At 59.4% G+C, this 19,923-nt stretch carries 16 protein-coding genes; 4 read left to right on the top strand and 12 right to left on the bottom strand.

Translation table 11 applies throughout. From position 1 onward, the window contains the following. Positions 1-192 precede the first annotated feature (192 nt). From BLQ12_RS15045 to BLQ12_RS15035, 3 genes are all read right to left on the bottom strand, one after another. Entirely contained in the window at positions 193-1,239 is a 1,047-nt protein-coding gene (locus BLQ12_RS15045; RefSeq protein ID WP_092211494.1) for a response regulator, read from the bottom strand. Positions 1,240-1,300: 61 nt separating this feature from the next. After that, a complete protein-coding gene (locus tag BLQ12_RS15040) occupies positions 1,301-2,323 on the bottom strand; it encodes an HD domain-containing phosphohydrolase (RefSeq protein WP_092211493.1) in 1,023 nt (340 codons plus the stop codon). Then, a complete protein-coding gene (locus BLQ12_RS15035) occupies positions 2,307-5,210 on the bottom strand; it encodes an ATP-binding protein (protein ID WP_175469846.1) in 2,904 nt (967 codons plus the stop codon). Before BLQ12_RS15035 ends, BLQ12_RS15040 begins: the two co-directional genes overlap by 17 nt. Positions 5,211-5,517: 307 nt before the next feature. Here BLQ12_RS15035 and BLQ12_RS15030 point away from each other — a divergent pair, with 307 nt between their 5' ends. The 3 genes from BLQ12_RS15030 to BLQ12_RS15020 all read left to right on the top strand — a co-directional run bounded on the left by BLQ12_RS15030 (position 5,518) and on the right by BLQ12_RS15020 (position 8,601). Further along, the gene (locus BLQ12_RS15030) at positions 5,518-5,916 is read left to right on the top strand and encodes an acyl-CoA thioesterase (protein ID WP_092211491.1); all 399 of its coding nucleotides are present in this window, start codon (positions 5,518-5,520) and stop codon (positions 5,914-5,916) included. 113 nt (positions 5,917-6,029) lie between these two features. Then, positions 6,030-6,710, top strand: coding sequence for a zinc metallopeptidase (locus BLQ12_RS15025; protein WP_217640324.1), 681 nt, complete (start codon positions 6,030-6,032; stop codon positions 6,708-6,710). 526 nt (positions 6,711-7,236) lie between these two features. Then, positions 7,237-8,601 (top strand): HAD-IC family P-type ATPase, encoded by a 1,365-nt coding sequence (locus tag BLQ12_RS15020; RefSeq protein WP_092211489.1) that lies wholly within the window; start codon positions 7,237-7,239, stop codon positions 8,599-8,601. Between the two features lie 95 nt (positions 8,602-8,696). Here BLQ12_RS15020 and BLQ12_RS15015 read toward each other — a convergent pair whose 3' ends face one another. The 8 genes from BLQ12_RS15015 to BLQ12_RS14980 all read right to left on the bottom strand — a co-directional run bounded on the left by BLQ12_RS15015 (position 8,697) and on the right by BLQ12_RS14980 (position 16,443). After that, positions 8,697-10,439: a bifunctional serine/threonine-protein kinase/formylglycine-generating enzyme family protein gene (locus BLQ12_RS15015; RefSeq protein ID WP_092211488.1), complete on the bottom strand. Its 1,743-nt coding sequence runs from the start codon at positions 10,437-10,439 to the stop codon at positions 8,697-8,699. A gap of 248 nt (positions 10,440-10,687) precedes the next feature. Continuing rightward, entirely contained in the window at positions 10,688-11,263 is a 576-nt protein-coding gene (rsxA, locus tag BLQ12_RS15010; RefSeq protein ID WP_092211487.1) for an electron transport complex subunit RsxA, read from the bottom strand. An 18-nt stretch (positions 11,264-11,281) separates the two neighbouring features. Continuing rightward, positions 11,282-11,875: an electron transport complex subunit RsxE gene (gene rsxE, locus BLQ12_RS15005; RefSeq protein WP_092211486.1), complete on the bottom strand. Its 594-nt coding sequence runs from the start codon at positions 11,873-11,875 to the stop codon at positions 11,282-11,284. Further along, positions 11,875-12,480 (bottom strand): RnfABCDGE type electron transport complex subunit G, encoded by a 606-nt coding sequence (gene rnfG, locus BLQ12_RS15000; RefSeq protein ID WP_092211485.1) that lies wholly within the window; start codon positions 12,478-12,480, stop codon positions 11,875-11,877. The genes rsxE and rnfG overlap by 1 nt, the downstream gene beginning before the upstream one ends. Position 12,481: 1 nt before the next feature. Next, complete coding sequence (locus tag BLQ12_RS14995; RefSeq protein ID WP_092211484.1) at positions 12,482-13,438, bottom strand: RnfABCDGE type electron transport complex subunit D; 957 nt, start codon at positions 13,436-13,438, stop codon at positions 12,482-12,484. Further along, positions 13,431-14,735, bottom strand: a complete 1,305-nt coding sequence (locus BLQ12_RS14990; protein ID WP_092211483.1) for a 4Fe-4S dicluster domain-containing protein — start codon at positions 14,733-14,735, stop codon at positions 13,431-13,433. The genes BLQ12_RS14995 and BLQ12_RS14990 overlap by 8 nt, the downstream gene beginning before the upstream one ends. A 130-nt stretch (positions 14,736-14,865) precedes the next feature. Next, entirely contained in the window at positions 14,866-15,246 is a 381-nt protein-coding gene (locus tag BLQ12_RS14985) for a cytochrome c3 family protein (RefSeq protein WP_092211482.1), read from the bottom strand. A 753-nt stretch (positions 15,247-15,999) separates the two neighbouring features. Continuing rightward, positions 16,000-16,443 carry a SoxR reducing system RseC family protein gene (locus tag BLQ12_RS14980; protein WP_092211481.1) on the bottom strand — a complete coding sequence of 148 codons (444 nt, stop codon included), beginning with the start codon at positions 16,441-16,443 and terminating at the stop codon, positions 16,000-16,002. A gap of 1,020 nt (positions 16,444-17,463) precedes the next feature. Between BLQ12_RS14980 and rnfB the strand changes: the two genes are divergently transcribed. After that, positions 17,464-18,411: an RnfABCDGE type electron transport complex subunit B gene (gene rnfB, locus BLQ12_RS14975; RefSeq protein ID WP_092211480.1), complete on the top strand. Its 948-nt coding sequence runs from the start codon at positions 17,464-17,466 to the stop codon at positions 18,409-18,411. A 251-nt stretch (positions 18,412-18,662) separates the two neighbouring features. Here rnfB and BLQ12_RS14970 read toward each other — a convergent pair whose 3' ends face one another. Further along, positions 18,663-19,613 (bottom strand): electron transfer flavoprotein subunit alpha/FixB family protein, encoded by a 951-nt coding sequence (locus BLQ12_RS14970; protein WP_092211479.1) that lies wholly within the window; start codon positions 19,611-19,613, stop codon positions 18,663-18,665. Positions 19,614-19,923: the final 310 nt, after the last annotated feature.

Raw genomic sequence — 19,923 nt, 5'->3', positions numbered from 1 at the left:
TATTTTAATAAATGATCGTTCATTTAATGTCAAGGGACGTTCAAAACTGCTGGCGTCTTTGTTTGGTATGGGGCGCAATGACTTGAATTGTTGGGCAAATGGTGGGGTGCTGTGGCAGGGTGTCGGGTGGCCACTGGGGCGCTCCATGGCTCCAGGACATCCCGTGCCGGGGGTTTTCCACATGGGGCAGGGTCAGTTTGCGGCAGCGTTACGGGTGGCCTCAGGGTGGTCTGCCAGGCGCTCTTTGACGGCGATGATCCGGGGAAGAATGCCCATGAACCGGGTGATCAGCTCCGGGTCAAAGAGGCCTCCGGACTCCTTTCGGAGGTAGTCCACAGCGCGGGTCATTTCCCAGGCTTCTTTGTACGGGCGTTTGGAGGTCAGGGCATCAAAGACGTCGGCCACGGCCACGATGCGGCCTTCGATGGGGATGGCTTCCCCTTTAAGCCGGCGGGGGTAGCCGCTGCCGTCCCAGCGTTCGTGGTGGGTGAGGGCAATGGCGCGGGCCATCTGGAGAAGAAGAGAGGGGTTGCGTCCGATGATTTCCGCACCGATTTTCGGATGCCGTCTCATGATCTGCCATTCGTCTTCGGAGAGGGCGGTTTGTTTCTGGAGGATGCGGTCCGGGATACCTATTTTTCCGATGTCATGCATGGGGGCGGCGTTGTAGAGCCGATTGACCTCAACTTCGGGCAGGCCGATGGCCTGGCCGAGCAGTCGGGCGTAATGGCTCATGCGCAGGATGTGGAGCCCGGTTTCATCGTCTTTGTATTCCGATGCCCTTCCCAGTCGCTGGATGATTTCAAGGCGTGTGTCGTTGAGTTCCACGGTCCGTTCCTTGACCCTGGCATCCAGGACGCGGTTCTGGTTGTAGAGCGTGAGGTGGGTGGAGATGCGTGCTTTTAAGATGGAGGGGCTGATGGGTTTGGTGATGTAGTCGGCGGCCCCCATCTCAAGGCCCGTTGTTTCGTCTTGGATTTCAGCCATGGCGGTGACGAAGATGACGGGGATGTTTCGGGTTCGAGGGTCTTTTTTAAGGGCGATACATGTCTGGTAGCCGCTCATGCCCGGCATCATCACATCCAGGAGAATGAGGTCCGGGAGGCTCCCCGTGGCCATGGTCAGGGCTTTGGCCCCGCTTTCGGCGAACATCAGGTGATAATGGTTTTTGAGGATATGTTTGATGACCTCTCGGTTGATGGGTTCATCATCCACGGTCAAGATGGTCCATTTGTCCACGCGTGGTCTCCTGGTATGGGTGGTGGTTTTGACGGTGCCTTGGGGTGTCAGGCAGGGACAGTCAGGCTTTGTCCCCCCACTTGTTCAGAACCCAGAGAACGTGTTTTTTTATGCCCATAAAGGCCTTTACCAGCGCCGGGTCAAAGTGGCCTCCGGACTCTTCGGCAATATGCGCCATGGCTTTTTCCACGGGCCATGCGTTTTTATAGGGCCGTTTGCTGGTCAGGGCGTCAAAGACATCGGCCAGGGCAACGATGCGTCCTTCATAGGGGATGGCTTCACCGGCAAGACCCCTGGGGTAGCCGGTACCGTTCCATTTTTCATGGTGGGTCAGGGCAATGGTGCGCGCGTATTTCAGGAGTTCGGAGTCATCTTCGCCGATAATTTCCGCTCCGATCTCGGGGTGGAGCTTCATGGTGGCCCACTCTTCGGGGGTGAGGGGGCCTTTTTTCTGGAGGATCTTGTCGGGGATGCCGATTTTGCCCACATCGTGCATGGGAGCGGCGGTGAAGAGGCGTTCCGCCTCTTGCTGGGTGAGGCCGGCGGCCAGGGCGATCAGCCTGGAGTAGTGGCTCATGCGGATGATGTGGGCCCCGGTTTCATCGTCTTTGTACTCCGAGGCCCGCCCCAGCTGCTGAATGATTTTCAGGCGGCTGGTGTTGAGGTCACGGGTCCGTTTGGCAACGGCATGTTCAAGCTCCCTGTTCTGGTCATAGAGGGCCAGGTGGGTGTTCACCCGTGCCTTTAAGATGGGGGGGCTGATGGGCTTGGTGATGTAGTCCACGGCCCCTAACTGCAATCCTTTTTTTTCGTCCTCCACATCTCCCATGGCTGTGACAAAGATGATGGGGATACGTCGGGTCCGGGGGTCTTCCTTGAGGCTCCGGCACAGATCGTACCCGTTGAGGTCCGGCATCATCACGTCCAGGAGCAGAAGGTCCGGCTGATGTTTGTACGCGGCGTGGAGCCCCTCCCGACCACTGGTGGAGAAGGCCAGGTCGTAGCTCTCCTTTAAAATAAGGCGGATGATCTGAAGGTTGCCGGGCTCGTCGTCCACCGCAAGTATCTTATGTCTCTGCACCATGGGCTCTCCCGTTTAGGTAAATGTTCATCTCGCGGGCTGTTTTCCGGGCCTCTTCTTCAGCCCCTCGAAAGTCAAAAAGATCCACCCGGTTTTGGAGCCGCCGGGTGTGAGCCTCGGAGATGCAGGCGGCAGACGGCTCCAGAAGGGGGATGACCCGGTCCGGGTTGTCCGAGCACAGGGCGCCAAGGAGTTCTTCAAACCAGGTGGCCACCTGGTCGGAGGGTCGTTCGGGGTGTTCCGTGGCCAGGTCCGGGGTTTCCGTGGCCGGGGGATCCAGGGTGTGAACCAACCGCTGGAAAGCGCTGTGAAGGGAAACAATCAGGGGGCGTGTTTTCTCGATCTCTTCGGGGCCGGGAAGGGGGGTGAGATCTTGGCAGGCCTTGTGGACCTCGGTCATGCACAGGTTTGCCGACGCCCCCTTGATGGCATGGAGTGTCTGGTGAACCGCATCGGTACCTCCGGTTTCCATGGCCCTGAGCATGGTCCTGGGGGCTTCCTTGAATTTGTGTACGAAGGAGGTAAGGGCCTTGAGGTAAACGTTCCGGTCTCCCCAGGTGGTCATGGCCTGCCGCGTATCAACCCCCGAAATCTCCGGCCACTCTTCGGGTGAGGGGGACGGGGGTTCTTTCACGGTGGGCCCGGAGAACTCCTTAACGGGCAGAGAGGTCTCCATGGCAGCGTAGAGGCGCATGAAGTCAATGGGTTTGGTGACCACCTCGTTCATGCCTGCGTCCAGGCACTCTTTGACATCCTGCTTGCCGGCACTGGCCGTGAGGCCGATGATGGGAATGGTTCGGCAGGCCTCTCCCGCGCCGCCCCGACGGATCTCCCGGGTGGCTTCCAGGCCGTCCATCTCGGGCATGTGGACGTCCATGAGGATGAGATCAAAGGGGCCACGGGAAAGGGCGGCGAAAACCTCAAGGCCGTTGCTGACGGAGACGGCCCGGTGGCCCTGCTGTTCCAGGCGGATCATGATGAGTTTGGCGTTTTCATCGATGTCCTCGGCCACAAGGACGGAGAGGACCATTGGCAAGGAGGCCGGGCGTTGAGGCTGAGACGGAGGCTCCGGCTGCATGGCCGTGGCTTCGGGCAGGGTGAGGGTCAGGTGAAAGGTACTCCCCGTACCCACCGTGCTCTTTACCCAGATGTTGCCCCCCATGAGTTCCGTGAGCTGCTTGGCAATGGCCGTGCCCAGGCCGGTGCCCCCGTATCGCCGTGTGGATGAGTCGTCGGCCTGGGCAAAGGGTTCGAAGATGCGTTTCAGCTGGTTCTGGGGAATCCCGATGCCTGTGTCGTCGACGGCAAAATGGATCTCGTTGTTTTGGAGGGATTCCACATGCATGGTGATGCTTCCGTTGTGGGTGAACTTGACGGCATTGGAAAGGAGGTTGAAGAGGACTTGCCTGAGGCGCATGGGGTCACCCGAGCAGTACCGGGGCAGGGGCGTGGCCATGAACAACCGCAGTGAGAGCTTTTTTTCCCGCGCGGCAACAGCCATGGTATGGCACACGTCACGCAGCAGGGCGGCCAGGTTGAAGGGGGTGAGCTCCAGCTCCATGCGTCCTCCTTCGAGTTTGGAGATGTCCAGGATGTCGTCAAGGAGGCCCAAAAGGCTCCAGGAGGAGCGGTGGGCAACCTCCAGGTAGCTTCGAAGTTCCGTGGGCAGGTCGTCTTTCTCCAGGGCCAGGGCCAGAAACCCCAGCAGGGCGTTCATGGGGGTACGTATTTCATGGCTCATGTTGGAGATGAAATTGGACTTTGCCTGGTTGGCGGCCTCGGCCTTTTCCATGGCGACTTTCAGGTCTTTTGTGCGTTCATGGATCATGGCACGCAGGTTGTCCCGGTGTTTGACCAGCTCGGCGTCTGCGGTTTTCTGGTGGGTGATCTCCAGGACAGAGCCCACAAACAGGGTCTCTTCGGTCTGTTTCATTTCAGAGACGGCAAGCCATATGGGGAACACCTCTCCGTTTTTTCTCCTGCCCTTGACCTCCTGCTCGATGCCGATGGCCCGTTTTTCTCCGGACAGGAGGTATCGCCGGATAAAGCGGTCGTGTTCCCGTCGGTAGGGCAGGGGCATGAGGATGCGGATGTTCTGTCCCAACACCTCGCCGGAGGCGTACCCAAACATGCGCTCGGCCGCGGTGTTGAAGGAACGAAGGGTTCCGGCGTGGTCGATGGTGATCAGGCCGGCCGCCGCCGTGTCGATGATGGCCGAGAGGCGTCGTTCGTTTTCGGTGAATGCTTTATCGCGGAGGGCAAGTCGGGTTTTCATGGTGTGAATGGACTGGGTCAGAAGGCCGATTTCATCCCCCGATTTTTGGGGCAGGGCGATGTCAAATTTGGCGTTGGCGATGTGGTGGGCCGCAATGCCGAGCCTGTTTAAGGGGCGGGTGATTCGTTTGGTGGTGTAAAACAGGAGGGCAAGCATCAGGGCTCCGGGCAGGGCAATAAACAGGAGGCCCATGCGGGCGGCTGCCCGGGTTCGTTTTGCGGTGAGGGCCTTGACATCCGCTCCTAGGCGCAGGATGGCAATCTCTTCGACCCCGTGGGTGATGGAGGCCTCAAACCAGGTCAGGGGGGTGGTCTCGGGGGGCTCGGGGGCCAGGGGGTAGATCTGCTTTCCCCGGGCATCGGACAGGGCGATGCGGCTCCAGACCGGTGAGCTTTCAAGGGCATGCTCCAGGGAGCCCACAAGACCCCCCGGAGGGGCGGAAATGATCCCCGGGCGCATGGCCTCGGCGAGGATGGAGACCTCGGCCTCCCCCAGGACCAGGAGCTCTGCTTCTACCCTGCGGGTGTAGGACGGCAGCCACCAGAAGAGGTAGCAGGAGAGCAGGATGAGCGTAAAAAGGGCCATAAAAAGAGTGATTTTAAGGCGAAGGCTCATGGCAGGTTTCCTTTGGACGGCGGAACATGAGGGCAGGGGCCGCGAACGAAGGGATGGTGCCTGTCTGTTGGTCGGGGTGTTCTTTGTTGAAGAGGGCCTGCACGAAGACTCGGGGCCCCTGACGGTGGGGGCATTTGGCAGGCATCGCATGATGCACTTGCAATGTGTCAGTATACCACAGATCGGGAGCGACCTTAAAGGGGCGTAAAAATCTGCATTGAATCCACGAAAAAGCCTGTGTAGAGTGCAGGAGGTCCCCCGGTTCCGCTCCGGCTTATTTTACGTCAGACCTTGGAGAAGATTGTCTATGGATACCTATGCCATTGTGCGCCCCGAACACCTCAACCACCACGGGTACCTTTTTGGAGGGGCCCTGCTCAAATGGATCGACGAATACGCCTGGCTCGTGGCTTCCCGGGATTTTCCCGGCTGCACCCTGGTGACCATCGGCATGGCAGACATCGTCTTCAAGCAGAGGGTGATCAGCGGCGCTATCCTGAGGTTTCAGATTGAGCCGGTGAAAAAGGGCGGCTCGTCGGTGCGGTACGGGGTGGAGGTGTTCTCCGATGAGCCCGGGGCCACGGATGAGCGGCATGTGTTCTCCACCACCATCACCTTCGTCCGGCTGGACGAGGAGGGGCAAAAATGCGCCCTCCCGGCCGAGGTGCGCTACCGATCCCTTGCTGGGGGGAGGCTCACCATCTGATCTGCACCTTATCCCGGATACTTCACGCGAAAACGGCCGGTCTAAATCAATAAATTTCATGACGGCTGGCTATGGTGAGGTGGCCGGGGCCTTCCGATGTTACGGGAGTGTTCATGATTCTTCTTGTTGCAGCGCTGCTTATACTGGTGATCCTCTTCGGCCCGCAGGCGTGGGCACGGTACACCCTTGCCCGTTACAACCGGGATGCCTATTTTTCGGGTACCGGCTCCGAGTTTGCCCGGCTGCTGATAGAAGAGCTGGGGTTAAAGGGTGTCACCGTGGCGGTGTCCCCCCTGGGCGATCATTATGACCCGGAGCAAAAGAGTGTGGGGCTGCGACCGGCCTTTGCCGAAGGACGGACCCTGTCCGCCGTTGTGGTGGCCGCCCATGAGGTGGCCCACGCCCTCCAGCATGCCCGGGGCTATCCTCCCCTCTTGGCCCGGGGCCGGCTCATCAGGCTGGCGAATGCCGTGGATCGGTGCGGCACCCTTATCTTTATCGTGTTTCCCCTTGTGGGTATCGTGCTCAAGGCTCCCTTTATGGGGCGGGTCATTCTGGTGGGGGCGGGGATTCTTCTTCTCATGCCGGTCCTGGTGCACCTGGTGACCCTGCCCGTGGAGTTTGACGCCAGCTTTAACCGGGCCCTGCCCCTTCTCAAGTCCGGCCCGTACATTCCCGAAGAGGACCTTCCCGCAGCGCGACGGATTCTTGTTGCCTGCGCCCTTACCTATGTGGCTGCCGCCCTGGCCGGTTTTTTCAACGTCTGGCGCTGGGCCCGGGTGCTGCGCCGCTGAGGGTTCTGAACCTTGTGGCTCGACCCGATCCGGGCATCCCCCGGCATTGCCATTCCCGGTGGGTTCGACTATCGTGACGCCGTACCCGGTGTGTGGAGGGTGCGTTTATTATGATGGGCGGATGGTAACCCATCAGCCAAAAAGAGTTTCCGTCGGTTTTGTCGGGGGTAAGTACTTTAAAAATTATATAAACAGGTTTGTAACTATTCAGCTTGCCTCCGGCGGGTCGCTTTTTTGAAAAAAAGCTCCGCAAAAAACGTTTCTAATGCGAAAAAGTGGAATTTATTTCGGCGGAGCCTGGAAAGGCTCGCTTAAGACCTGTTTGTCAAACTTTTTAAAAGTTTGGCCCCCGGCAGGGCCGCCGGAGGCTTGTTTGAGCTGAATAGTTACACAGGTTAAAAAAAAACATTCAAACCAATCCAAATCAAAAGTGTATCCGCAACCTGTTTTCAAGGTGGCACACCTTGCCGCCGGAGGTTTTTTGTGTGGGAGGGATTTGAACAGTGACGAACGGATTAGGGTAACGATGGGCGACATAGAGATGAGGGCACCCGTTGACGGGGTGCACGGCACCGGAGGTGCCGGGGGGGCAAAATCCCTTGTGGCGGTTGATGAAGGGCGGGGCGAAGCGTCCAGGGAGCCCTGTCCTGGGGCGATGGCTGTGGAAAGGATTCCCATGCCTCGGGGCGTCCGTCGGGTGGCGTGGGTGTTTTTTTCTTTGGCGGCCCTTGCCGCTGTGATCACCTTCGTGGGGTGGTTTACAGCCACCGGGGACCTTGCCCCTGCCTTGACGCACGGAGCCATGGTGCTGATGCTGGCCTGCCCATGCGTCCTGGGGGTGGCACTGCCCATGGCCGCTTATCGGGGCGCTTCGGTAAGGGGGATCGGCCTGGTCAACCGCCGGGCGCTGGAGCACTGCGACCGGCTTGACACGGTGGTGTTTTGCAGCGGTGGCGGCCTGACCCGGGGGCGGCCCCGGGTGATCCACGCGATTCCCATGAACGGCGAGACCGAGTCCCGGCTGGTGCGTCTTGCCGATGCGGTGGAGGCGGGATCCGACCACCTGCTGGCCCGGGCCGTGGCCCTGTACGCTGAGCGCGTGGGCAATTTCCGGAGCCGGGCAACCGGTTTTCAATCCCATGGGGGGCGTGGTGTCGAGGCGGAGGTTAACGGCCGTATCGTGCGGGTGGGCAAGGCGAGTTGGCTTACGTCCCTCGGGGTCTGCTTTCATCATGAAGGCGAGGTTCTCGACGCCCTTGAAGCCGATGGGAACACCACCCTGGTGGTGGAATCGGGTGGCAAGATTTTCGGGTTTCTGGCTGTTTCCGATGGGATCGTCCCCGGAGCGGAATCGGTGGTGGCAGACCTTCAGCGCATGGGCCTCACCGTGCTTTTTATGACCGGTAGCCCTTACGCCTCAGCCCGGGGGCTGGCTTTACGCCTCGGTATGGACGGCGTGGTAGCCGATCTGGCCCCGGGGGAAAAAGGCGGGGCCGTGGCCGCGCTTCGGGCCCGGGGAAAGCGGGTCGGTGTGGTCGGAGGCGGCGCTGAAGACGCATCGGCCCTGGCTGAGGCCAACCTGGGCATTGCCGTTCAAAACGCCTCCCAGGGGCCGGCAGAGGCCGCCGACGTGGTGCTGGGTTCCGGGACCCTTGAAAACGTTTCCCGGGTTGTGGGCATGGGACGCGCTTTTTGTCGCTCCCTGCGCCAGAACCTGGGCCTCTCCCTTGCTTTTTTCCTTTTTCTTTTCCCCTTTGCAGCGGGCCTTTGCCGCGGAGTCTCCGGGCTTCCTGTCATGCTTCGGGAACCCCATCCCATGGCCTGGGCTGCCGTCACGGCCGCTGTGTGCCTCACCGTTGCACTGAACAGTTTCCGCCGGACAAAACCATAGGGCCTCCCCAGCCTGGTCACAGCGGTTCATTCCTTGTCTGCCTCCGGCGGTCCTGCCGGGGGCTCTCTTTTTCTGTCCACGTTACAATAGAAGGGTTACCCTTGGTCCTGGCGTTGGGGGGGCGGGGTGACCAGTCGGAATCCCACGTTGGGGAAGGTGTCCTGAAGGGTGGCTTCGGGGTACATGCCGGGGCGGGCAAGGGGCGGGCCGGTTTCGGATGGATCGCGTTCGGAGAGGATCCACTCGGTCATCACCGACGTGTCAATGCCCCGAAGACCGAAGGTGTTTGGCTCGAAGACAAGCACGGGGAAGGGAAAGGGGAATCGCTCCGGTGCAGGCTCCTCGGGGTTGGAGGGTGCACCCGATGCCGCGGCGTCCCACTGGGCCCTGGTGGGCAGTGTTTTGTCGTAGAATGTGGCGTAGGCACGCGCCGCATGGCCCGAGACATTGACCACGGGACAGGCTGCGCTGTCCCCGCTTATGAGGACAAACTGGCCGTTTTCATAGGCGATGGGGGCCTGGTGGTTGACGCCCCCCGGGGGCGTGTGCCCCGACCCCTGATTGATGACCATCCAGAGTATCCCGTCTCCCAGCACCCGGTTGTTCGTCACGGTGACCCGCGCCCTGGGCTGCTGGTTTAAAAAAGAGATGAACTGGAGGTTGGTGACCTGGGTCTCCGACATGTAAAAGGGGGCAATGGTTTTCCCACCGTTCTGGGACGGGGGAACGGTGACGCGGAACATGGTGGTGTTGTTTTCCGCCAGGAGGGGCTGGCCCGCCGGGGGTTCTCCGGAGGGGCCGGCCATTTCAGCCGGAATGCCATCGGGTTGATCGTCCAGATCCGGCCCGGAGAAGTGCCAGAGAAGGATGAGGCACAGGGCGGAAAGAAGAAACAGGATGGCCCATGCGTACAGGGGGTGCCGTGTTTTTTTTGCATTTGCGGTCGAAGGGGCCCCGGCCAGGGGCAGGGCTTCGGTAAGTTGCCGACTCATGTGCGCCACGGAGGCGGGGCGCTCCTCAGGGGCCTCGGCGGTGGTTGAGGCGATGACCCTGTCGAGGGCTATAAAAAAAGGGGATTCCGGGGATGAGAGCCTTGCCTGCTTGAAGGTCAGGGGTCTCAGGGCATCAGGGCCGGCCATGGCCTCAAAGAGGATCTTGCCCAGGGCGTAGACATCGGACTGGTGGGTTGTCTGGCGAAAATCGGCCATGTGTTCGGGTGACATGTACTGGAGGGTTCCCAGCATGTCCATGGTGTGGGTGAGGCCCTGCCATTTTCCGGATCGCGCCAGTCCGAAATCGGATATTTTGGGCTTTGTCCCGTCCATGAGGATGTTTTCGGGCTTCAGGTCCCGGTGGACAATGCCCCCGGCATGCATGGCCTCCACCCCTTCCAGCAGGGGGAGAAAGGTGCGCCGGATCCACCGGGCGGCCAGGTCATCTTCCGGGTCGAAGCCGCTCTCGGGCATGGTATCCCGCAAGGTGGCCCCCGGTACGAACTCCATGGCGATAAACTCAAGGGCATCGCTGCCGTCCGGCGGGGTGTAGATGCCGTGGTCATAGACCTGGACGACGTAAGGGTGCCGGATGGATGCCATGGCCTCCACCTCCCGCCTGAAGCGCTTGAGGGCCGTCTCCCGCTCTTCGTCGTCCCCTTGAAAGGAGTGGAGCCACTCCTGGGAGATGACCTTGATGGCCACATCGCGTTTCAGGTTGGCCTGGTGCGCACGGTACACTTCTCCCATGCCGCCTTTGGCGATAAATTCAAGCACGATCCATTTGTCATGGATGACCGTGCCGAGGGGCAGGTTGTGAGTGCCCGGGGGCGGTGTGTGTTCCATGGTGAGGGTCTCTTGGTCGGTCTTTGGTGCGGGACGGCGGTACGTGTGGTTGGGTGCGCGGTCCCGGACAGAAAAAAAGGGGTGGTTTGAAAAGGGGCGCTTTGAGGTAACACGTTGTCAGAATAGGTGCTGCGGGTCAAGGTTTTTGGGCGGGCAGAGGCCACGGGTCCTTTTCCGAAGGGGCCATAAAAAAAGGGCGACCCCCGGGGTCGCCCTTTTGCGTGCTTACAGGTTCCGCTTCAGACCGCTTATCCCATGCCCTTGAAGCCGAAGAAGGCCAGGGCGATGAAGCCTGCGGTGATGAGGCCGATGGAGGTGTCCCGCAAGGGGCGGGGGACACGGGCCAGGATCACGCGCTCCCTGACCCCGGCAAAGAGGACAAGGGCCAGGCCGAAACCTGTGGCGTAGCAGAATGAAGAGATCAGGGCCTGCATGAAGGTGTACTCTTCGTTGATGTTGATGAGGCAGACCCCCATTACCGCACAGTTGGTGGTAATAAGGGGTAAAAAGATGCCCAGGCCCGCGTAGAGGGAGGGCATGCTCTTTTTAAGGAACATCTCCACAAACTGCACCAGGGAGGCGATGATGAGGATGAAGGCCACGGTCCTCAGGAACTGAAGGTCCAGGGGCTTCAAAATGGCCGCCTCCACCGTCCAGGTGGTGATGCCCGCCATCACGAGAACGAAGATGACGGCCATGCTCATGCCCACGGCGGTGTCCATGCTCTTGGAGGTCCCCAGGAAGGGGCAGGCCCCCAGGTTCTGGGTGAGCATGATGTTGTTGACGAAGATACAGCTGATGGCCAGCATAATGTATTCGGTCATGGTGTGTCGCCCTCCTTTCTATTTCGACGATGCGATGTTCATGAGGCAGAGGAGAATGCCCAGCCCGATGAACGCGCCGGGGGCCTCAACCATGAAGGTGAAGGGTTGAAAGGCATCTCCGAAAACGCTGTGCCCCAGAAAGGTCCCTGCACCGAGCACCTCACGGAAGGTGCCGAGCACCGCCAGGGAGAGGGTGAAGCCCAGGCCGATGCCCAGGCCGTCGGCCAGGGAGTGGGCGACATCGTTCTTGCAGGCAAAGGCTTCGGCCCGGCCCAGAACGATACAGTTGACCACGATCAGGGGAATAAAGATCCCCAGCTTCAGGTAGAGGGGGTAGGAGAAGGCCTGCATGAGAAACTCCACCACGGTGACGAAGGTGGCGATGATGGTGATAAAGCAGGCGATGCGGATCTTCGACGGGATGATGTTCCGCAGCATGGAGATAAGGATGTTGGAGCAGACCAGCACGAAGGTGGTGGCGACGCCCATGCCGATGCCGTTTTCCACGGACCGGGTGACGGCCAGGACCGGGCAGAGGCCGAGCACCAGGCGAAATGGGGGGATCTCTTCCCAAAGACCCTTAACGAACTCCTGGGATAATGATTTGGCCATCAGTTGGTCCCTCCTTCAGACGCGAGGTTGTCCATGCTTTTTACCAGTTCCGGCTTCAGGCGCGTGTAGATTGCGTTGGCTTCATTCACGGCCACGCAGACGGCACGGCTGGTGATGGTGGCTCCGGAGATGGCGTCGATGTCACCGCCGTCCTTGCTGACCGAGGCGGTCTGGTCGATGCCGGTTCCTTCAAACTGGGCCACAAAGGAGGGGTCCTCCTTGGCCTTGGAGCCGAATCCGGGGGTCTCGGTGGAGATGGTGACCCCGCTGCCGACGATGGTGTCGCTTTCGATATCAAAGGCCACCAGGAGCCCGACGGGCCCTGAGAATCCTTTGCCGAAGGCTTCAAGGGTTACAATTTTCTGATCGCCGATCCTGCCGGGGAAGATGGTGTGGGACACCTCACCGTCTTTGACCTTGAAACGATCGGCCATGGGGTCATTTTCCGCATCCGCAAGGATGTTTCGGATGACCGGTTCCTTTTGAAATTTGAGCTGCTGGTACTCGATGCGGTCCATCGTCAGGGTTCGAACCCCGGCCAGCACCCCGCCCGAGACGGAGGTGAGGACGGCAAGAACCAGTACCATCTTAAACATGTCGTTCATTTTACACCTTTCCCAAAGCTTTCGGTCGGATCATGTCGAGGATGGGGTTTGCCAGGTTCATAAGAAGCACGGCAAACAGGGCTCCATCCACCCAGGCACCCTTGTTTCTGATCAGCACGGTGAGAACCCCGCCCCCGAAGCCGTAGATCAGCATGGGGATGACGTTTACCGGAGAGGAGGCGTCTTCCGTGGCCAGGAAGAAGGCGGCCACCAGCGTGTAACCGCTGAGGAGATGGAAAACAGGCCCCGCGTAAAGGTCCGGGTTGCTCATGTTGAAGAGCCAGGCGCTGATAAAGGCGCCCGCCAGAAAGGAGAGGGAGACCTCCCAGCGGTTGATGCCGCGGATCATCAGGAAGATGCCGCCGGCGATGAGCCCGGCACCGCAGACCGCCCCGATGCCTCCGGCCTGGTGGCCCATGAGGAGCTCCATGGGGGCGTAGAGGTCGGCCATTTCAGCGCCGAAGAACTTCACGTTGACCAGGGGGTCCACCATGGTCCACAGCATGTCGTAATCCACGAGCATGCCGTTGAAGTTCATGAGGGAGGGCCAGGAGACGGTGAGGACCGCCGCCGAAAGGGCGGGCGGGCAGAAGGGGTTGCCCCCGATGCCGCCGAAGGCCACCTTGCCCATGATGACAGCCACAAAGGTGCCGGTGATGACCATCCACCAGGGGGCTGTTGCGGGCAGCAGCATGGAGAGGATGAGGCCGACCATGGCCGCGTTGCCGTCTCCGACGGTGGGCTGCTGCTTCATGAGGGTGTTGGCGATGAGCTCCCAGAAGAGGGCCGAGGCAACGGCCAGGGCGGAGACGCCCACGGCAGGGGCCCCGAACATCACCCAGCCGGGGATCAGGGCCACAAGGGCTGCGGCCATGATGAGGTAGCTGCGCTTCATGACGGTGCAGGCGTCCCTGTAAAAGGGCGCATGGGATACAATCAGTTTGGTCGAATCAGTCATTGGAGCCTCCCGTTTCAGCACTCTTTTTACTCTCGGCAAGGGTGTGCCGTGCCAGCATGATCTGCTGGAACAGAGGCATCTTGGCCACGCAGATGAAGCTGCAGAGGCCGCATTCCACACAGGCGTCGAGGTCGTACTTTTCCACTGCCTCTTCGTAGAGGCCGTTTTCCAGCATGCGGATAAGAAGGTTTACCGGGATGTTGGCCGGACAGACGCGCACGCACTTGCCGCAGTTGATGCAGTAGGTGTCGGTGAGGCGCGGCATGTTATCCGGGCCGTAGCAGAGGATGGCGTCGGTGTCGGGGTCCACGGGGAACTCCGGGGTGTAGACCGACATGCCGGTGAGGGGGCCGCCCACGATGAGGTGGTCCCGCTTGACAAGGGTCTCTCCCACCGCCTCAAAGATTCGAGCAATGGGAGTACCGATGCGGGCATTCACCAGCTTGGTCTGTTTGTCCTTGAGGGTGAGGCTGACGAGTTTTTCCTGGGGAATGCTGCGGGTGCGAAGGGCCTTTCCGGCAGCTGCCACAGATTCGGCGCTGAAGAGAAGGAAGCCGGATTCTTCCAGGGTTTTTCCTGCCTCAATGGGGGTGCCGGAAAGGCGCGCGGCCAAAAGGGCGGGGTTGCCGTTGGGGTAGAGGTTTTTTACCCCGACGGTTTCGCAGCCGGTGTCTCCGGCCTCGGCTTCCAGGTACCTGGGCAGGACCAGAACCACGCGGGCCTTGGGGGCCAGCTCTTTGATAAAGTCCGCACCGCGCTTGAAGTCGGCTTTCCGCGCCTGCAGGGCGTACTGGTTCACGTTGGTGAAGAGGTCCTTCTCCATGGCGCTTAATATCACGGTGTGGATGCCCTCGTCCGCAAGCCGGGTGAAGGGCGGGCAGCCGGGGAGATGGGACAGGCAGGTGAGGCTCGCCTCGCCTTTGGGGTCCTGATCCAGGGCCTCGGCGAATACGGGGGAGGCCTCCCCCTCTTCGCTTGTGGCGATGTTGATCAGGGCGAAGTGCCGTCCGTAGTTTCCGGTACGGGTTTCCGCGCTGGTGACGGTGCCGGAGACGGGCACGGTCAGGTCTTTTTTCTCTTCATCAAACAGTCCGTAGAGGGCTCCTCGTTGAACCTCCACCCCTTTTTTCAGGATGGTTTTCTTTTTATCCACGAGGCTTTTCTGATCGGCACCCACCTGAATCTGGAGGGTGACTTCCCCGGGAAGACCGGTGTCCACGGGGTCGGGAAGTCCGCCCTGCACCGTCTCGTAGGGCAGTTTTGCCGCCAGGTAGCCGAAAAACGATCGTCGTATCATTGTAGTAGTCTCAGTCCCTATGTTGTGATGGTGTTTTGTTGATGTGTCCACCCGCCTGAGGCGGCCGTGTGCTCGCAGGCCGGTCCGTCAAGGCTTGGGTCGTGGCATCATCACATGACGAATTGGCCCTTTACTTTGGCGTGGCATGGCATGACGCGCACTCGGTGGGGCCGGCCTCCATCTCTTCATGGCAACCGATACACTGGGCGTGTATAGCGTCGGTTCGACCCATCACATCGTCGTCTTCCGACGCGCCGGGCTCATGGCATTCGCTGCAGTTGTACTCTTCATCACCGTCATCCAGGTTGTGGTGACATGAAGCGCAGTCCGTGTCGTACTCATTGACATGGATCTGGTGGGTAAAAAGCACATCCCCCGCGCTTCCCTTGAAGAGCATACGAACCGGTTCTTCCGGCGCATCAGGCTTCAGCACCGTGTAACACAGCGCCGCCGTCGCCAGCAGAACCAATCCCAGTATTACGGCCAGTTTCCTCTCGTTTTCTGGGCGCATCCTAAGTCAACTTCCTCTCTCATCCTTGCAGGTCTTGGTGGAAGGCGTGAGCCCCTTGGTTTTTCGGCCATGGGCGAGCCGGAGCCCGGCGCCCATGTGCAAAACCCTCCGGCATGTCGACGGGTGTTGCATCCGTTCTTCCAATAAAGTCCTGGGTGGTTAAATAGTGAGTGTGTTTCTCAAGGCAGCGTCAAGCGGAAGGGCCATGGGAATCCATGGCGCACAACGCCAAGGCGGTTGTCCTGAAACACCGGTCGGATAGCTGACCGATGTCACGTATCGTGACCAAGATGGCCGCAACGTACGTATATGCGACGTTCCTGTTCCCGATTTCCTGACTGTCCCCCTTCATGTGATGACGCCTTGGTCCGGTTTGGCATGCCCGTAAAAAAATGGGGCAGCCGTTCCGTGTCGCTCCACAAGCTTGAGAAATCCCTGTTTTTTGGCCGTCCTGGGGGAACCACTGTGAATCTATGTAGAAACCGGGCACACCCTTGGGCCAGGTGAAAAATCATCGAGCAATTAATCGCAAGAACTGTACCAGAAAACCTTCTTATTGTGTAGCGATGGATTTGACAAGGCAGGGGGGGATTTTTGCTCCGGGTTGCCGGAAAGCTGCAATTGACAGTGGATTGACTCCGCAAATCAGGACAAAAAAGGTCTCATTTACAGGAGCAATTCCAGAAAAAAGAGAGCGCCCCTTTTTGAAAAACGTTCCCTGAAAGGGGCATTATCGATGAGATAGGACCGTCCTCAGGCCAGGGGAGCGCCGGGAAGAATGCGAGTAATGCGTGGGGTGTAGGTTTCGCCCTGGGCAATTTTTCCTTCGAAGAGGCGAATGATGACAAAGGAGACGGCCAGGGCGCCGAATCCGCCGATTCCGGCGGCAAGGGAGGGGTTTATCCCGTGGCCCGGTCCCAGGGTGTTTCCCGCAGCAGCCCCTGCCATGAGGGCAAACACCGGGAAGATGTACGCAAGAAGTGACATCTTGATGAGGGTGCCCGTGCCGATGGAGACCAGGACACGGTCACCGATGTCGGCCCCTGCATCGTTGATGGCACAGACTTCCATGGATTTTCCGGAGGCATGGCAGGAGCCCTTGGAGGCGCAGCCCTCGCAGGCGGAGGTGCGGACGGTTTCCACCCAGGCGCGGCCGTGGGATGCTTTTTTAATGATGATGCCTTCTTCTTGTCTCATGGTGTGTCCTTGGTGTGAGAGGTTCAATCCGGCCTGCCTCTTTTCAGGGGGCCAGTGGCACCATATAAGATGCCCGCATAAAAATCAAAGGCCCGGTCCCTTCGGCATCGGGTGCCGGCAAAAGAACGGTGTGTGGCGAGAAGGGCTCTTCCGGATAGTTCATGTAAAAACGATCAGTCCGAAGCAATAAGAGATCATGACAGGGTGTTACTGGGAGAGATTGAGACGCTTCAAAAACGCAAATGGAATTCACCGCTTTCTGCTCGATTATCTCACCCTTCGGGCCATGGGGGGTAATTAAAAAACCCGCATCGTCAACCGCGGCCGAGACTGGTCTGGAGAATGAAAAACGGGGGGATGGTTTTCGTTTCTCCAGACAAGGGGCCGGGACGATGCGGGTTCGGTGCCAATGCAGGCAACGAAAGAACGTTACAACATGCGTGCCAGGTGGCGCACAAAAATTTTCCCAACTATTTCAGGGGGAGGCGACGGCCCGATGTCCCCAGGGTGTCCGAAATACCGGATGCGTGGGTGGGGCTGTACGGATTTTTGGAAAATGGCGAGGCCTGTGCGGCCAAAAGAGATGGGATTTTCAAGCGTTGGGTGGCCCCGGGTGCCCCGTGGGAAAAAAGATGCATTTGAAAAAGTGGCATAATTTTTGTATGAAGTAGGGGACAACGACGGGTCACGAACCCGTCCGTGGAAAGGGGTGGCCGGAAAAGCCCGATGCAGGGTGTGTCCCCGGTGAAGCCACAGGTTGTATGGCAACGGGGCCATTCCATGTGCCGGTACTTGTTTACCGGGTCACCATTTACTGAAATGGTATCGTTGTAAAAAGTCAGGTATTTACATTTTGGGAAACCAGCTGTAAAGTGACCTCGACCTTACGGAGTGAAGAGGTCGGGACGACCCGTCGTCTCATTGACTTTTGACACGTTTATCAAGACTGTGTGGCGGGTGATACGAGGCGACCCCGGTGGTTGCCGGAACCAACACCTAATATCCTTTTATGGGGTAGTTATGACCATTGTGATTCCTTTACTGGTACTTTGTGGGCTGGGAGCTGCCATCGGCCTTCTGCTTGCCCTTGCCGACAAAAAACTTGCCGTCGAGACCAACCCTCTTATTGACGAGGTCTCCGACATTCTCCCTGCGGGTAACTGCGCCAACTGTGGCTTTGCCGGATGCGGTCAGTATGCCGAAGCCGTGGTGGAAGACCCGAACGTGCGCCCTGACCTCTGCACGCCGGGGGGCAATGAGGTGGCCCAGAAAATTGCCGCCCTCACCGGAAAAAAAGCTGCGGAGATCAAGCCTGTGAAGGCTGTGGCCCGCTGCAAGGGCTGTCCCGAAACCAACAGCACCACCAAATACATCTACAACGGCTTGAACGACTGCGAAGCCGCTGCCAATCTCTTTGCCGGGGAAAAAGGCTGCGAATACGGCTGTCTGGGTCTGGGTAACTGCGTTCGCGCCTGTCCCTTCGACGCCCTTGTCATCGACGAGCTCAACGTACCCAAGGTGAACGTGGGCAAATGCGTGGGGTGCGGTCTGTGCGTTACGGCCTGTCCCAGGGGCATCATGGCCCTGGTCCCCGACAACGCCGTCAGCGTCATCGGCTGCCAGAACCGCCAGAAGGGCGGCCAGACCAAGAAGGTCTGCAACGTGGGCTGTATCGGTTGCCGTCTCTGCGTGAAAGCCTGCCCCCACGATGCCATGAAGGTGGTGGACAACCTCTGCGAGATCGACTACGACAAGTGCCAGTTCTGTGAAGACGCTCCCTGTCTCCAGGTGCAGTGCAAGCCCGGGGTTATCGCCCCCGGTTATGGCGCCCCCATCAAGTTCCTCACCGGAAAGATGACCGAACTTGAAGACAAGGTCGAGGCCAAGGCCACCGAGGCGGCCGCACCTGAAAAAGTAGTGGAAGCACCCAAAGAGGAAAAAAAGGAAGCGGCTGACGCCGAAGCCTGATTCGTTTAGCGTTACATGCATGAAATAAGGGGTACCGACCTTGGGGTCGGTGCCCTTTTTTATTTGGGGGAAGGGCTTGCGTCGGCTTCGAGGGGGGCAAGTTTTTGAAATGTTAGATAAACAGGCTTTAAAAAATAGATTTAGGCCAATCAAAATCAAAGGCGAATGTGATTTTCCCTGAGGAACGAAGGGGAAAGCGCATTCGCAACCTGCTTTCGAGGTGGCACACCTCGCCGCCGGAGGCATCGCTTTTATTTCTCAGCCATCAGCACCAGGGTCGCCTCCATGAAGGGGAGGAGGTCGGCTTCGATGATGAGGTCGCTGACGGCATGGATGGCGGCGTCGGGATCCTGGTTTACTGAGACCACGGTCGTGCTTTGGGGGATTCCTGCAAGGTGCTGCGTGGAGCCTGAGATGCCCAGGGCGATGTAGAGATCGGCAGAGACCGAGGTGCCCGTGATGCCAACCTGGCAGGGGTAGGGCATCCAGCCCATGTCCACAAGGGGGCGGGAGCATGCTTTGGCAGCCCCGGGGAGGGCGTCTGCGAACCGGTGGAACAGGGGCAGGTGTTCCCTGGCTTTTATCCCACGGCCCACGGAGACCACCACCCGGGCGCCTGCCAGGGCGGCGCTACCTTTTTCCCGGGCCGATGTGGATTGGATGCGGACAGCTCCCGGGGGCACGGGCAAGGGGCGCACGGTGACAGTCCCCGGCGCATCAGCCTCCGGTGCCGGGGAGATGGCCCCGGGCTGCAATGTGACCACCCCGCCTTGGGGGGCCTTGGTGTGCAGGCGGGAGGTGCCACCTCCGGCGGACCGGAAAAAGGTTGCCGTCTCTGTGTCGTATTCCGTCACGCAAGAGATCGTGGGAAGTCCCAGGACAACGGCAAGGGCAGGGGCTACCTCCATGGCCCACGGGGTGTGGGGGAGCAGAAGGTATCGGGCGGCCTCTGCGGAGAGTACGTCCTTGAGAGCCGTTGCCACGGCCATGGCCGAGTGCTCCTCCGGGGTGCACACCAGGCCCAGGGTTTTTATCCCCGATGCTTCGGCAAACTGTCGGGCGCCAAGGGCTGCCTCTTTTCCGTACACCAGTGCCGTTATGCCGGATTTATTGGTTTTGTTCAGCCGCAGGGCCAGGGCCGCCAACTCCATGGAGACGGCTGGCAGGTGATTGCCGGAGATGTCGATGATGAGTGTAATCATGATTTCAAGCCATGGGAAACAGGTGATTTAGGTAATAGATAATAGGAAATAGGTTATAGGTGATCGGCTTTCGAGGTTCTTTTCGCTACAGTCTCACCGCCGGGGGCCAAACTTTTAAAAAGTTTGACAAACAGGTCTTAAGCAAGCCTTTCCAGGCTCCGCCGAAATAATTTCCATTTTTTCGCATTAGAAACGTTTTTTGCGGAGCTTTTTTTCAAAAAAGCGACCTGCCGGAGGCAAGCTGAATAGTTACAAAAAGTTAAACAAACAGCTCTAAAAACTCTTTTTGAATGAATGCCGTTTTAAAGGC

This window comes from Desulfoluna spongiiphila, assembly GCF_900101345.1.
In the GTDB taxonomy this organism is placed as follows: Bacteria; Desulfobacterota; Desulfobacteria; order Desulfobacterales; family Desulfolunaceae; genus Desulfoluna; species Desulfoluna spongiiphila.
This window is presented reverse-complemented; position numbering and strand designations above follow the sequence as displayed.